Genomic DNA, 13,316 nt, shown 5'->3' on the forward strand with positions numbered 1-13,316 from the left:
CTCAGGGGCGGCGGGAGCGCAACACGCAGAACTCGTTCCCCTCGGGATCCATCAGCGTCACCCACGACACCTCGCCCTGTCCGACGTCAGCCGTCCGTGCCCCCAGGGCCAGCAGCCGGATCACCTCGGCCTCCTGGTCATCGGGCCGGAAGTCCAGATGCAGCCGGTTCTTGACCGTCTTGCCCTCGGGCACCGGCACGAACAGCAGCCCCGGCAGCCGCTCGGGCTCCAGCCGGATCTCGAACTCGTCCGGCGCCTCGCCCACCACGACCCACCCGAGCGCCTCGGCCCACCAGCGCCCCAGCGTGACGGGGTCGGAGGAGTCCACCACTACCTGCTCCCACTCCAAGGTCATAGTGAAGACTGAGGCCGACGCACGTGATCGCACCACAGGGAGGCCACCGAATGACACGCCCGATCACCGCAGGGGTCGACGGATCGGCGGAGAGTCTCGCCGCACTCGCCTGGGCGGGCCGGGAGGCCGTACGGCGGGGGCTGGCGCTGCGGGTCGTGCATGTCTGGCGGTACGAGGAGCATCAGGCCGTCGATGCCGGGGACCGGGACACCCAGGACCGCTGGGTACGGGACGCGGCCGCCGAGGCCACCCGGACGGTCGCCGAACGCCACCCCGGTCTGGACATCACCACCGACGTCCTGGAGGGCGACCCCGTCGACATCCTGACCGCCGCCGCTGCCGACGCCGAACTCCTGGTCCTCGGCTCGCGCGGTCACGGGCCCGTCGTCGGCTTCCTGCTCGGTTCCGTAGGCCAGCAGGTGATCGCCGGTTCCGTACGGCCCGTCGTGCTCGTGCGCGCCGGTGACGAAGCCGCCGGAGAGGTCGCCGGGCGCGAGATCGTCGTGGGCCAGCACGGGAACCCCGAGGACAGCGCCGCCGCACTGGGCTTCGCCTTCGAGACGGCGGCGGCACGCGGCGCCACGGTCCGTGCCGTACGGGCGTGGACCCTGCCGCCGGTGTTCGCCTACAGCCCCGCCTCGATGAAGCTCCTCGACGACGCCGGAGGCCTGGAGCCGTACGAGAAGAAGGGCCTGGCCGAGGCGCTTGAGCCGTGGCGGCAGCGCTTCCCCGACGTGCCCGTGGTCGAGCACGTGGAGATCGGCAGCGCGGGGCAGGTGCTGCTGTCGGTCGCGGGGCGGGCCCAGTTGATGGTCGTGGGGCGGCGCGCCCACCGTACGGCGGTGGGCGCGCGGATCGGCTCGGTCGCGCACGGGGTGCTGCACCACGCGGAGTGCCCGGTGGCCGTGGTGCCGGCGCCGGAGGTCTCCTGAGGGTCAGACCGTGAACGCGGTGCGGAAGCGGTCCAGGGCGCGTTCGCTGTCGCCCTCCGAGGCCCACGCCTCCATCGCGACCGTGCCGTCGTAGCCGATGTCGGCCAACGCACGGGCGATCGCCGGGTAGTTGATCTCGCCGGTGCCCGGCTCCTGGCGGCCGGGGACGTCCGCCACCTGGATCTCGCCGATCAGGTCCAACTCGTGGGCCTTGCGGACGAGTTCGATGAGGTTCCCCTCGCCGATCTGCGCGTGGTAGAGGTCCAGGTTCATCCGCAGGCCTGGCCGGTCCACCGCCTGGACCAGGGCCAGGGTGTCGGCCGCCGTCGCGAACGGTACGCCAGGGTGGTCGACCGCGGCGTTCAGGTTCTCCAGCGTGAAGGTGACCCCGGCGCTCTCGCCCAGTTCGGCGAGGCGGGTCAGGGTGCGGTGGGCGGCGATCCACATCGCGCCCGTGGGCTCGCCGGTCACCGGAACCACCGGCAGACCCTCGGAGTCGAGGCCCGTGCCGTGCAAGTTCAGCCGGGGGCAGCCCAGTTGATCGGCTGCCTTCACCGACTCCTCGGCGGTGCGCAGGAGTTCGGCGGCGCCGTCCTCGTCGGTGAGGCTGCCCCGGATGTAGCCCGTCATCGACGAGAACTCGGCCGGGGTTCGCGTCAGCGCGTCCAGGTCGTGCCGGGTCCAGTCCCAGATCTCGACCTGGAAACCGGTCTCGTGGATGCGCCGCGCCCGCTCGTGGATCGGCAGATCCCGGAAGACCATCTCGGCACAGACCGCCAACGTGTACATGACTGCTCGCCCTCTTCTAGAACGTTCTAGATGGCAGTAGTACGCCATTGCTGCATTCCCGTGTCAAGGCTTCGACGGGCATGTTTCTAGAACGTTGCAGTACCTTCGGACCAGCACCTTTGGAGCGGCTACCATCCCGGAACGGAACGCCCCCTCGACCGGAAGGACCCCCGTGCCGACCACCCCCGCGGTCCCCGACGGAAAGCGGCCCACCCTGGCCCATGTCGCGGCCCGGGCGGGCGTGTCCGTCGCGCTGGTCTCCATCGTGATGCGCGGGGCCTACGGCGCGAGCGCGACCACCCGCGAGCGCGTGCTGAAGGCCGCCGAGGAGATCGGCTACCGCCCCGACACCCGGGCCAGGGTGCTGCGCAGTAACCGCTCCCGCCTCCTCGGCGTGCAGTTCGGCCTGCGCCACCCCTTCCACACCGACCTGGTGGAGCGCATCTACGCCGCCGCCGAGCCCGCCGGCTACCAGGTCGCCCTGAGCGCGGTCGCCCCCTCGCGCGGTGAGCGGCAGGCCGTGGAGGCGCTGCTAGCCGACCGGTGCGAGGCCCTCGTCCTGCTCGGCCCCGAGGTCCCGGCCGCCCGCCTCGCGCAGCTCGCGACCCAGGTCCCGGTCGTCTCGGTGGCCCGGCGGCTACGGCCCGCCCCGCCCGCCGTGGACGTCGTCCGCACCGCCGACGACGAGGGCGCCCGGCAGGCCGTGGACCACCTCGTCGCGCTCGGCCACCGCGCCATCGCCCACATCGACGGCGGCAAGGCACCCGGCGCCGCCGACCGCCGCCGCGGCTACCGCACCGCGATGCACCGCCACGGCCTCGGCGACCACGTCCACGTGCTGCCCGGCGGACCCACCGAGGACGACGGAGCGCGAGGCGCCCGCACCCTGCTTGCCGAAGCCCCAACTGCCCGGCCCAGCGCGGTACTTGCCTTCAACGACCGTTGCGCCACAGGGGTCCTGGACACCCTCCTGCGCGCCGGTGTCTCCGTGCCCGTCGAGATCTCCGTGGTCGGCTTCGACGACACCAGCCTGTCCCGGCTCGCCCACATCGACCTGACCACCGTCGCCCAGGACGTCCCGCGCCTCGCGGAACTCGCCGTCGGCCGCGCGATCGCCCGCCTGGACGGGGAGGCTGTGGCGGAGGGAGAGAGCGTGGTTCCGCCGCGCCTCGTCGTCCGCGGCACGACGGCCCCGCCCGCCACGGACTGACCCGGGTCACTCCGGGGTGGTCGGCTCCAGCGTCTCGCGGGCCTTCGGCAGGATGTTCTTGAGGTAGTCCTCGACCGCCGTGTCCAGGCCGATGTCGTGCTGGGCGTGCTCGGACATGTACCAACGGTGTTCGAGCAGCTCGTGGTAGATCTCGGCCGGGTCCATGGCGCCCCGCAGTTCGAGCGGTACGGCGCGCACGGTCGGTCGGAACACGTCCCGCACCCACCGGTGCGCGAGCACCTCGGGCCGGGCGGCGAGGGGGTCGCCCGGGGCGTAGTCGTCCTGGGTGGCCATCCAGGACTCCAGGTCGTTCAGGAGCCGCCGCGCCTGGTTCTCCTCGGCGTCCAGGCCGGTCAGCCGCAGGAGTTGACGCTGGTGGTGGCCCGCGTCGACGACCTTGGGCACGAAGGTGACCGTGTCGCCGTTGGAGGAGTGCTCGATCTGCATCTCGGCGACGTCGAAGCCGAGTTCGTTCAGCCGCCGGATCCGGCGTTCGATGAAGTGGTACTTGCCCGCCGGGTACACCGAGACGCGGGTCAGTTCCTCCCACAGGCTCTGGTAGCGGGCGCAGATCTCCATGCCGAACTCGATCGGGTCGACGGACGGGTGCAGCGCCCCGGACGCCTCCAGGTCGAGCAGCTCTCCGCTGATGTTCACGCGGGCGAGGTCGAGGTCGTAGTCGCGCTGCCCGTTGCTGAGCTGCGGGTGCAGGTCGCCGGTCTCCGCGTCCACCAGATACGCGGCGTACGCGCCCGCGTCCCGCCGGAACAGCGTGTTGGACAGCGAGCAGTCGCCCCACGCGAACCCGGCCAGGTGCAGCCGCACCAGCAGCACGGCCAGCGCGTCCATCAGCCGGTGCATGGTGGCCGGGCGCAGGGTCGTCTCGAACATCGAGCGGTACGGCATCGAGCCGCCCAAGTGCCGGGTGATCAGCACCGGTTCGAGGGGCTCGCCGTCGGCGTCGGCGCGCCCGGTGACCACGGCGAGCGGGTCGACCGCGGGGATGCCGAGCCGGTCCAGGTCGCGCAGCAGCTCGTACTCGCGCAGCGCGGGGCGCTCCGCCAGCTCCTTGACGGCTATGACCTCGCTGCCCGCGCGGGCGTAGCGCACGACGTGGCGGGAGATGCCGCGCGGCAGCGGGACCAGGTACTCGTCGGGCCACTCCTCCAGGGGAACGTCCCAGGGCAGTTCCAGCAGGAGGACCGGATGCTCGGGGTTCGTCGCGTTGATCTGCAGTGCCATGGGGTGACTTTAGATCGCGTGCTCGCGGGCGCGCCCGGCCGCCTCACGGACCGGACCGGTGTGCACGGGACCGTGGCCGGGCAGCAGGGTCTCGGCGTCGAGCCCTTCGATGATGTCCAGCGAGGCCACGGCACGGTCGCGCTCGTGGTGGAACATGTCGGGCAGCAGTTGCGGGCCCTTGATCCGGGACGTCGGGTGGCCGCTCACCAGGGCGTCCCCGGAGATCACGATCCCGCGCTCCTGGAGATGGAACACGCAGTGCCCGCTTGTGTGGCCGGGGGTGTGAACGGGGACGGGGCGGCCGGGCAGGTCGAGGGGGCCGCCCGAGGTCGGGAACGCCTCGGCCGCGGCGACGGGGTGCTGCTCGGTGCCACCGACGCGCATCGCGTGCATCACCCAGGGCAGGACTCCCGGACGCCAGGCGTTCTTCAGGACCGTTCCAACACTCACCTGCTGGAGGAACTCCCGGCGGGCGTGCGGCACTTCGGCCTCGTGGAGCAGGACCGGCGTGCCGTGGGTGTCGCGCAGGTACGCGGCCGAGCCGAGGTGGTCGTTGTGGGCGTGCGTGATCAGCACCGCCCGGACCGCCTCGGGCGAACTGCCCACCTGGGCAAGGGAGTCGAGCACGAGCTGACGGTCCCCGGGGTATCCGGTGTCCACCAGCGTGGCCGCGTCACCGTCCGTGAGGATCACCCAGTTGGTGCTGCTGCCGTGCACCAGATAGGTGCCGTCGGCGACTTGGTGTACCTCTGCCCGCATGACCGTCCCCTCGTACGTGATGGTGTTCGACACGGGACAGCCAACCAGACGCCCATCGGGCGGGCGCGGGCGGGGGAAGCCGCCTCCGGCGCCGTCCGCCGGGGGCGGCCCCCGCGTGCGTCCGAAGCGGCCGCCTCTCCGCCTCAGTGCACGCCGTGCGGGCGGAACTGCACGCTGATGCGCGGTCCCGCGGCGCGGGTGGTCTTGGGGACGCAGTGCTCCCAGGTCCGCTGGCAGGAGCCGCCCATCACGATCAGATCGCCGTGCCCGAGCGGGCGCCGCACCGACTCGCCGCCGCGCACGGGCCGTAGCAGCAGGTCCCGGGGCGTGCCCACGGAGAGGATCGCCACCATCGTGTCCTCGCGGGCACCCCGTCCGATCCGGTCGCCGTGCCAGGCGACACTGTCCCGGCCGTCGCGGTAGTAGCAGAGCCCGGAGGTGGCGAAGGGTTCGCCCAACTCCCTTGCGTAGTAAGCCGACAGAGCGTCCCTCGCCTCGGCCAGCACCGGGTGGGGGAGCGTGTCGTCCGCGCCGTAGTAGGCGAGCAGTCGCGGTACGGCGACGACCTGGTCGTACATCTGACGGCGCTCGGCGCGCCACGGCACTTCGGCGGCCAGTTCCTCGAACAGGGCGTCGGCGCCGGTGAGCCACCCGGGCAGCACGTCGATCCAGGCGCCCAGCCCCAGTGCCGTACGGCCGATCCCGTGGAGGGGGCCGAGGCGGAGCTGGTCGGTCTGGTCGAAAAGGGAGCCCTGGAGGTGGTGCGCGGTCATGGGGCCAGCGTACTCCTTATTCGAATATCTGTTCCAATGCGAGCCCGGCTCTTTTGATACATCAGTGCATCGGATACATTCGCGTATCGAATGGAGGTCCGGGCATGGTGACCGAGGTGACGCCCAAGCGTGTGACCAGGCGCCGTGTCCGCACGCGGGCCAACCTGCTGTCCGCCGCGTTCGCCGTGTTCGCCGCGAAGGGATACGGCCGGGTCTCCATCGAGGAGGTCTGCGAGGCCGCCGGCTACAGCAGGGGCGCCTTCTACTCGAACTTCGACAGCTTGGACGAGCTGTTCTTCGCCCTCTACCAGGAGCGGGCCGAGCTGATCGCGGACCAGGTGTCCGGTGCCTTCGCCCTCGACGGACCCGACCTCGATGTACCGGCCGCCGTGGACCGTGTCACCGACGTGCTTCTCCTCGACCTGGACTGGCTCCTGGTCAAGACGGACTTCCTGGTGCACGCGGCCCGGAACCCGGCCGTCGCGCAGAGCCTGCTCGACCACCGGGCGCGGCTGCGCGAGGCGATCGCCGACCGGCTCGCCCGCGCGGCCGGACGGTTCGAACTGCCCACCGCGCTCGGCCATGTCGACAGCGCCGCCCACGCGGTGATCGCCGCCTACGACGGAGTCACCACCCAACTGCTGCTGGACAAGGACGTGGAGCACGCCCGGGTCTGGCTCAAGCAACTACTCACCGCGCTGCTGACCGACGGCAGGCGCACCCCCGAATAAGAAAGGCAACGTCGCCATGGATGCGGACGTCATCGTCGTCGGAGCCGGTCTGGCCGGTCTGGTCGCGGCCCACGAGCTGACCAGCCGGGGACGCCGGGTCGCGCTCGTCGACCAGGAGAACGCCAACAACCTCGGTGGGCAGGCCTTCTGGTCCTTCGGCGGGCTGTTCCTCGTCGACTCGCCGGAACAGCGCCGCCTCGGCATCAAGGACTCCTTCGACCTGGCCTGGAACGACTGGCAGGGCAGCGCCGGCTTCGACCGCGTCGACGACGAGGACTCCTGGGCGGTGCGCTGGGCGCGCGCCTACGTCGAGTTCGCCGCCGGGGAGAAGCGCCCCTGGCTGGAGAGCCACGGCATCAAGCTGCTGCCGACGGTCGGGTGGGCGGAACGCGGCGACCTGCGCGCCCACGGCCACGGCAACTCCGTCCCGCGCTTCCACGTCACCTGGGGCACCGGCACCGGAGTCGTCGAACCCTTCGTGAACCACGCCAGGCAGGCCGCCCGCGACGGACTGCTCACCTTCTACTACCGCCACCAGGTCGACGAGTTGGTCGTCGAGGAGGGCGAGGCACGCGGCGTCCGTGGAACGGTCCTGGCCGAGGACAACGCGGCCCGGGGCGTCTCCTCCAGCCGCGAGGCGATCGGCGCGTTCGAACTCACCGCCCAGGCCGTCGTCGTCACCTCCGGCGGCATCGGCGCCAACCACGACATCGTCCGCCAGTACTGGCCCGAGCGCCTCGGCACCCCGCCCGCCGAGATGGTCACCGGCGTCCCGGCCTACGTCGACGGCCGGATGCTCGACATCAGCGCCGAGGCGGGCGTACGACTCGTCAACCGCGACCGCATGTGGCACTACACCGAGGGCCTGCAGAACTGGGACCCGGTCTGGCCCGGCCACGGCATCCGCATCCTGCCCGGCCCGTCGTCCCTGTGGTTCGACGCCCTCGGCCGCCGCCTGCCTGACCCGTGCCTGCCGGGCTACGACACGCTCAACACCCTCAAGTACCTGCGTACGACCGAGGACTTGGCGGAGCACGACCACTCCTGGTTCATCCTCACCCAGAAGATCATCGAGAAGGAGTTCGCGCTGTCGGGCTCCGAGCAGAACCCCGACATCACCGCCAAGGACAAGAAGGCGGTCCTGCGCGACCGGCTGCTCGGCAAGGGTGCCCCGGGCCCGGTGGACGCCTTCCTGCGCAAGGGCGCGGACTTCGTGACCGCGGGGAATCTGGAGCAACTGGTCGAGAAGATGAACCAGTTGACCGACAAGCCGCTCCTCGACGCGGCCGTCGTCCGGCGGCAGATCGAGGCCCGCGACCTCCAGATGGCCAACCCCTACAGCAAGGACTCCCAGGTCCAGGGCATCCGCAACGCCCGCCGCTACATCGGCGACCGCCTGGGCCGCGTGGCCACCCCGCACCGCATCCTGGACCCGGCGGCCGGACCCCTGATCGGCGTCAAGCTGCACGTCCTGACCCGCAAGACCCTCGGCGGCATCCAGACGGACCTGGACTCACGCGCGCTGGCCGCCGACGGAAAGCCGATCGGCGGACTGTACGCGGCCGGGGAGGTCGCGGGCTTCGGCGGCGGTGGGGTGCACGGCTACAACGCGCTCGAAGGCACGTTCCTCGGCGGCTGCCTCTTCTCGGGCCGGGCGGCGGGCCGCGCCGCGGCGAAGCAGACGGCCTAGCGATACTGCTCAAGTGCTACGGCCCGTCTCCTCACCCCTCCAGGAGGCGGGCCAGCACCGAGGCGTGACTCCGCTCCGGCGACCTGACCGCCGTCACCAGCGTCACCGGCCCCATCCGGACCAAGTTCCGCAAGGTGTGCAGGAGTTGAGCCGCCTCGGGCTCGGCGAGCTCGGCCTCGTAGCGGCTGCTGAACTCCTCGAAGGACCCCTCGCCCGCGTGGTACCAGCGGCGCAGTTCGGTCGACGGGGTGATCTCCTTGGGCCACTCGTCGACCCGGGCCGCGTCCTTCGACAGGCCACGCGGCCACAGCCGGTCGACCATGACGCGCACACCGTCCTCCGGTTCGGGCGGATCGTAGACACGACGCACGCGGACGGTCACGGGCGGGCTCCCTCGGGTGGCGGTGGTGCGGTGAGCCTACGTCCGGGCGGCGAGCGGGGGAGGGGGCGACGCGGCGGAACTTCGGCCGGGGGAGAGGCGGGGGCGACTCGCTTGGCGGTGGCGCTCTGACCTGGTCGGTCACGAAGACGGTGTGGCGGGCGACGAGTACGACGTCGGCGGGACGTGGATCCAGGTGTCGGCGGAGTCATCTGCGGAGCCTGGGATGGTCATCGGATCGCCCGTCGTGTACATGGCCCGGGGGTGACGGAACGGCGAACGGAATCTGCCACCCTGTGAGTTGCCCCGTGGCTCGGCAAAGGGACGACACAGGTCTTCGCAAGAGATCTTGCCCCTGGCTTCGCGTAGCGCTTACAACTTGGTGCCGCGGCTTGCGTGATCACGGGTACGGCCTGACGCGTCGGCTGCTCCTGTCGGCGTGCGATGCGTGAAGGGTCGGTGATTGTCGTCGGCCACCCCACGCACGACATGGTGAGCCGTTTGACCGAGTTGCTCCCGCCGCCCGAGGCGGGAGTGGAACGGCGGTCCTGGGAGTGGACCCAGGCCGCGTTCGGAACGGTGCTGCCACGTGACTTCCGGGACTTCGTCGACACCTATGGCTATGGCAGCCTCGACGGTCTGCTCGGTGTCCTCCCTCCCGGCGGCCGGGGGCGGGAGGTTGAGGACCCCGCGGTGCGGGAGCCGTCGCCGGTGGCCGAGCAGGAGCTGCGAACCTTCCACGGACCGGTACGGTTCCCGCCCTGGCCCGCTGAAGGAGCGCTGCTGAGCTGGGGCACCACACCGGTCGGCTACGACCTCTTCTGGCGCAGGCAGGGCGACGACCCGGACACCTGGCCGGTGGTGGTCGTGGGCTATCGCAGCGGGACGGCGCTCGAACTGCCTTGTGGCATGGCGGAGTTCCTCGTCCTCATGCTCGGCGATCCCCTGGACCGGCCCGCCGACATCACCGGTATCGCGGGACATCCGCACTCGCGCTACCTGGACGTGCGCACGGAGGAAGAACGGGAGGCCGCCGGGGACGATCCCTGGGAGTACCTCGACGACTTCTGGGACGAACGCGAGCGCGAGCGGGCGGACGGCGGCGAGGTCACCTGGGTACAAGGCCCGGGACGACACGGCGCCGACAATCCGCCTGTGCCGCGGCTGACCGTCCAGGGTTTCGGCCTGGACGGTGAGGACCTGCGCGTGTCGGCGACCCTGGAACTGGACCGGGCCGAGCCGCTCACGGCCGCCGTACGGATCGGCGGCCCCAACGGTGACGTTCTGCGCCGTGCGGGCGTGCCGGTGTCCATGTCGGGTGGCGGCGGGGAACCGCTCGTCCTCGACATCGTGCTGCCCGAGTACGCGAACGGGACGGGCATGTCATGGCGGGACCTGGTGCATGCCATGAGCCACGAGCCCGAGTGGCGTCTGTCGGTCTCGGTGGAGGACACGGCGATCGGTGCCGCACGCGCGCGGCACGGCATCGTCACGGGCGTCGGCATGCAGGAGAGCGGGGTGAACACGGCACGGGGGTCATGGCCGTGAACCGCGGAAAGCATCCCGCCGTCCTGATCGCCGAGGCGGCGGCCGCGGTCCTGACGATCGCCGGTCGGCTCCTGTTCGCACCCGGCACGCCCCCGCCTGCCGACCTCCGCAAACGTGTCGGCCTGCCTCAACACCCTCGTCCAACTGCCCTGTTCCACGATCGTCACCACCGGCGACGCGGCCCGCTCCGCGGTCGCTTCCCGTAGCAGCACATAGGAGCCCGGACGTCCCCGCTGCCGGGTAGCCGCCATGCCGACAGCCGGCGCCCGTGCGCCGGTGTCGACATGGCGGACGTTGCCCGATGCGGCACGGGCCGCCCGGTTCAGAAGGCGTGTGTCATCAGTTCCGCGAACAGCGCGTGCTCGTCGGCGTCGAGGCCGCGGGAGCGGAACCAGCCGCAGATGTTGGCGCAGTCGCGCTGGAGGAAGGTCATCCCGTTGAGGTTGCCGACCAGGTCGACGATCTGAGGCAGATCGATGATGACCAGGCGCTCGCCCGCCGCGAGGATGTTGTACGCGGAGAGGTCGCCGTGCACGAGGCCGTTCTGGACCATCGTCGCGAGTGCGTCGGTGAGTTGCTGGAAGTACGCCGCCAGCAGTTCGGGCGAGGGGCGGGTCTGGGCGAGCCGGGGCGCGGTCTGGACGGTGCCGTCCTCGTCGATGACGGTGATCCACTCCATCAGGATCTCAGTGCCGTCGATCTGGACCGGGTAGGGGACCGGCAGCCCGAGGTTCCAGAGGCGTACCAGCGCGGCCCATTCGGACACCGCCCACTCACCGGCAGCGACCTGGCGGCCGAAGGTGCTCTTCCGTTTGACGGCCCGCTCGTCGCGTGAGCGCTTCATCGAGCGGCCCTCGGTGTAGGACGCGGCGCGGTGGAAGCTGCGGTGTTCGGGGGAGCGGTAGCGCTTGGCCGCCATGACCACGCCGGGGGCGGGGTCGCGCGGGTCGGCGCGCTCGACGAGGTGGACGTCGGCCTCCTTGCCGGTCTTCAGGATGCCGAGCTCGGTGTCGATCGCGCCCTGCGAGGTCACCACCCAGTCCGGGAGCGGCTCGGGGCCTCGGCTGAGGGGTTCGACGCTGAGCCAGGTCGACCAGCGCTGGCCGTCGGCGAGGTCGTCGTAGGCATGGAAGTCGAAGACGAACCGGTCGTCGATGTCGCCCGGTACCGCGTCGCCCGGCGTCGGGTCGTGGCGGTGCGGGTCGGTGACGAAGTCGTCAGGAAATGCCGGGAGTTGAGAGTGCTGAGGGTGCTGCGGGATCTGGTCGCGAGACATCGCTGGAGGTACTCCATGAGGTGAGAGGGAGGCGGTCGGCGGGCAGGCCGAGGACAGTCGTGTTCACGGTCGTGCCTCCTCTCGTGGAGCACCGGGCAGCTCCCGGTGGCCCGCCCATGGTGAGGGGCGGGCACGGGGACCGGCAACCGAATTACGTCGGCCCGCGTCGAGCGGCTCCAGGGGTGCCGCAGGTTTCCGGTGCGATCCTCCGCACGGGCTTGTCCCGGCACCGGTGGGGCCGGTGACGGCAGGGTTGGCGGTGACCGGACCCAGATGCTCGTCGCCGCGCGGCCATCGCCCGGGTCGACCTGCGCCGCCCATTCGGCGTCAACCCGCCCACACGGCAACGGAGTTCCGCTAGCGGCCCTTCCGGACGAGGTCGGTGATGCGCTCGCCCTCGCCGATCGTGAGGGGGCCGGTTCCCTCCGTGGGATCGCCGACTCCCAGCGCGACGGCCAGCGTGCGGCCGTGCAGGTCGAGGGTGGCCTCGGTCAGGGTGGTGAAATCGGCTACGGCGGAGCGGGCGCGGGCCCATCCGGTGACGCCGATGCCCGCGGCGATCAGCACGGCCGGCCACCACGCCACGGTGAGCAGGAGGTAGGGCAGGGCCCAGGTTCCGGTGGCGACGGCGGCGGCGAACGACGCGTGCGCGGCGGTGAGTTCGGTGCGCGCGGGGTCGGGGAGGACCAGCCAGAGCCGGGACCAGCCGTAGGTCAGGTCGAGGCCGTAGCGGTGGTACGCGATCGACTCCACGGCGTGGATCCGGTCGCCCATCCAGGTCGGCCTGCCCGGTTCGGCCATGGCCAGCCGGGTGACGCGTTCGGCCGCGGTGTCGATCCGGTGCTGCTGCTCGCGGGTGCGTGTGCCCGGGCTCGCGGCTTCGAACGCCCGGCGTTCCTCCACGAGTTGGTACCACCGGGCACGCCTCCGCGCTGTCCCCGCCGTCGCGGCCGCGGCGAAGGGGCGGGGCCACTGCCCCAACCAGACGCGCCGGGTGACTCCGGCGAGTGCCTGCACGACGAAGCCGGCACCGGAGGCGGCCGCCAGTACGGCCACGACGAGCAGGGCCTGCGCCCCGCTCGGCAGGTCCGCGACCGTGTCGGCGCTGCTCTGGACCTTCCGGGCGGACAACGCGACGTTCCAGGCGTCGGCTTGGCCGAGGCTGACGGACAGCCACACCGCGCCCAGGAAGAACGCACCGGGCAGCACGAGAAGGCTGATCCACCGGTCGGCCAGCGTTTTCGCCAACTGCTGGAAGAAACCGCCCACTTGGGCTACCCCCGTTCCAGGGGCCGGCCCATGACGGCGCAGCGCGGGATCGCACCCGCCGGGGGCGGTACCGCCGTCCGGTCGCAGGCGCCGTCCGGGCAGCGGAAGGCCTCCTGACGGGCGACGCCCGGACCGGCTCCCGGCAGCCCCGTCGACAGCGTGCGCAGGGTGGTCTCACGGTCGGTGTTCAGCAACTGGCCCAGCAGGGCGAGTATCGGACGCCGGGCCCGCGCCTCGGCCACGATCCGTTCCAGCAGTTCCTGACGTTCCGCGGAGTGGAGCCCGGTCTCGCCGATCAGCGCCTCGAACTCCTGGCACAGCGTGGTCAGTGCCGATCGTTCGGCGTCCACCAGGGCTCCTCCT

General features: G+C 71.5%; 14 protein-coding genes. 5 read left to right on the forward strand and 9 right to left on the reverse strand.

The window, feature by feature from the left end:
• Position 1: 1 nt before the first annotated feature.
• Positions 2-355: a VOC family protein gene (locus OO69_RS13600; RefSeq protein ID WP_033280812.1), complete on the reverse strand. Its 354-nt coding sequence runs from the start codon at positions 353-355 to the stop codon at positions 2-4.
• A gap of 50 nt (positions 356-405) precedes the next feature.
• Between OO69_RS13600 and OO69_RS13605 the strand changes: the two genes are divergently transcribed.
• On the forward strand, positions 406-1,287 hold the full coding sequence (locus OO69_RS13605; protein WP_033280813.1) for a universal stress protein: 882 nt from the start codon (positions 406-408) through the stop codon (positions 1,285-1,287).
• 3 nt (positions 1,288-1,290) lie between these two features.
• Here the strand turns inward: OO69_RS13605 and OO69_RS13610 are convergent, their stop codons facing one another.
• On the reverse strand, positions 1,291-2,076 hold the full coding sequence (locus OO69_RS13610) for a TIM barrel protein (protein ID WP_033280814.1): 786 nt from the start codon (positions 2,074-2,076) through the stop codon (positions 1,291-1,293).
• A 172-nt stretch (positions 2,077-2,248) separates the two neighbouring features.
• Between OO69_RS13610 and OO69_RS13615 the strand changes: the two genes are divergently transcribed.
• Entirely contained in the window at positions 2,249-3,286 is a 1,038-nt protein-coding gene (locus tag OO69_RS13615; RefSeq protein WP_033280815.1) for a LacI family DNA-binding transcriptional regulator, read from the forward strand.
• 6 nt (positions 3,287-3,292) lie between these two features.
• Here the strand turns inward: OO69_RS13615 and OO69_RS13620 are convergent, their stop codons facing one another.
• The 3 genes from OO69_RS13620 to OO69_RS13630 all read right to left on the reverse strand — a co-directional run bounded on the left by OO69_RS13620 (position 3,293) and on the right by OO69_RS13630 (position 6,060).
• The gene (locus OO69_RS13620) at positions 3,293-4,528 is read right to left on the reverse strand and encodes a DUF4032 domain-containing protein (RefSeq protein WP_033280816.1); all 1,236 of its coding nucleotides are present in this window, start codon (positions 4,526-4,528) and stop codon (positions 3,293-3,295) included.
• 9 nt (positions 4,529-4,537) lie between these two features.
• Positions 4,538-5,287, reverse strand: coding sequence for an MBL fold metallo-hydrolase (locus tag OO69_RS13625; RefSeq protein WP_033280897.1), 750 nt, complete (start codon positions 5,285-5,287; stop codon positions 4,538-4,540).
• Positions 5,288-5,430: 143 nt separating this feature from the next.
• Positions 5,431-6,060, reverse strand: a complete 630-nt coding sequence (locus tag OO69_RS13630) for an alpha-ketoglutarate-dependent dioxygenase AlkB (protein WP_033280817.1) — start codon at positions 6,058-6,060, stop codon at positions 5,431-5,433.
• 104 nt (positions 6,061-6,164) lie between these two features.
• On the opposite strand from OO69_RS13630, the gene OO69_RS13635 reads away from it, so the two are divergent.
• Both OO69_RS13635 and OO69_RS13640 read left to right on the forward strand, forming a co-directional pair.
• On the forward strand, positions 6,165-6,791 hold the full coding sequence (locus OO69_RS13635; RefSeq protein ID WP_033280818.1) for a TetR/AcrR family transcriptional regulator: 627 nt from the start codon (positions 6,165-6,167) through the stop codon (positions 6,789-6,791).
• Between the two features lie 16 nt (positions 6,792-6,807).
• The gene (locus OO69_RS13640) at positions 6,808-8,481 is read left to right on the forward strand and encodes an FAD-binding dehydrogenase (protein ID WP_033280819.1); all 1,674 of its coding nucleotides are present in this window, start codon (positions 6,808-6,810) and stop codon (positions 8,479-8,481) included.
• 31 nt (positions 8,482-8,512) lie between these two features.
• Here OO69_RS13640 and OO69_RS13645 read toward each other — a convergent pair whose 3' ends face one another.
• Positions 8,513-8,863, reverse strand: a complete 351-nt coding sequence (locus OO69_RS13645) for a DUF488 domain-containing protein (protein ID WP_033280820.1) — start codon at positions 8,861-8,863, stop codon at positions 8,513-8,515.
• A 498-nt stretch (positions 8,864-9,361) separates the two neighbouring features.
• Between OO69_RS13645 and OO69_RS13650 the strand changes: the two genes are divergently transcribed.
• Positions 9,362-10,408 carry a hypothetical protein gene (locus OO69_RS13650; RefSeq protein ID WP_158713382.1) on the forward strand — a complete coding sequence of 349 codons (1,047 nt, stop codon included), beginning with the start codon at positions 9,362-9,364 and terminating at the stop codon, positions 10,406-10,408.
• 322 nt (positions 10,409-10,730) lie between these two features.
• Here OO69_RS13650 and OO69_RS13660 read toward each other — a convergent pair whose 3' ends face one another.
• From OO69_RS13660 to OO69_RS13670, 3 genes are all read right to left on the reverse strand, one after another.
• The gene (locus OO69_RS13660) at positions 10,731-11,684 is read right to left on the reverse strand and encodes a serine protein kinase RIO (RefSeq protein WP_033280823.1); all 954 of its coding nucleotides are present in this window, start codon (positions 11,682-11,684) and stop codon (positions 10,731-10,733) included.
• Between the two features lie 357 nt (positions 11,685-12,041).
• Complete coding sequence (locus OO69_RS13665; protein ID WP_033280824.1) at positions 12,042-12,953, reverse strand: hypothetical protein; 912 nt, start codon at positions 12,951-12,953, stop codon at positions 12,042-12,044.
• 5 nt (positions 12,954-12,958) lie between these two features.
• Positions 12,959-13,303: a hypothetical protein gene (locus OO69_RS13670; protein ID WP_199810936.1), complete on the reverse strand. Its 345-nt coding sequence runs from the start codon at positions 13,301-13,303 to the stop codon at positions 12,959-12,961.
• Between the last annotated feature and the right edge of the window lie 13 nt (positions 13,304-13,316).

The sequence above is a fragment of the Streptomyces sp. NRRL F-525 genome, from assembly GCF_000716605.1.
In the GTDB taxonomy this organism is placed as follows: Bacteria; Actinomycetota; Actinomycetes; order Streptomycetales; family Streptomycetaceae; genus Streptomyces.

Excerpts from the sequence above, each read along its gene's own strand:
- OO69_RS13600 (WP_033280812.1), bottom strand. The coding sequence starts at position 355 with ATGACCTTGGAGTGGGAGCAGGTAGTGGTGGACTCCTCCGACCCCGTC.
- OO69_RS13605 (WP_033280813.1), top strand. The coding sequence starts at position 406 with ATGACACGCCCGATCACCGCAGGGGTCGACGGATCGGCGGAGAGTCTC.
- OO69_RS13610 (WP_033280814.1), bottom strand. The coding sequence starts at position 2,076 with ATGTACACGTTGGCGGTCTGTGCCGAGATGGTCTTCCGGGATCTGCCG.
- OO69_RS13620 (WP_033280816.1), bottom strand. The coding sequence starts at position 4,528 with ATGGCACTGCAGATCAACGCGACGAACCCCGAGCATCCGGTCCTCCTG.
- OO69_RS13625 (WP_033280897.1), bottom strand. The coding sequence starts at position 5,287 with ATGCGGGCAGAGGTACACCAAGTCGCCGACGGCACCTATCTGGTGCAC.
- OO69_RS13630 (WP_033280817.1), bottom strand. The coding sequence starts at position 6,060 with ATGACCGCGCACCACCTCCAGGGCTCCCTTTTCGACCAGACCGACCAG.
- OO69_RS13635 (WP_033280818.1), top strand. The coding sequence starts at position 6,165 with ATGGTGACCGAGGTGACGCCCAAGCGTGTGACCAGGCGCCGTGTCCGC.
- OO69_RS13640 (WP_033280819.1), top strand. The coding sequence starts at position 6,808 with ATGGATGCGGACGTCATCGTCGTCGGAGCCGGTCTGGCCGGTCTGGTC.
- OO69_RS13660 (WP_033280823.1), bottom strand. The coding sequence starts at position 11,684 with ATGTCTCGCGACCAGATCCCGCAGCACCCTCAGCACTCTCAACTCCCG.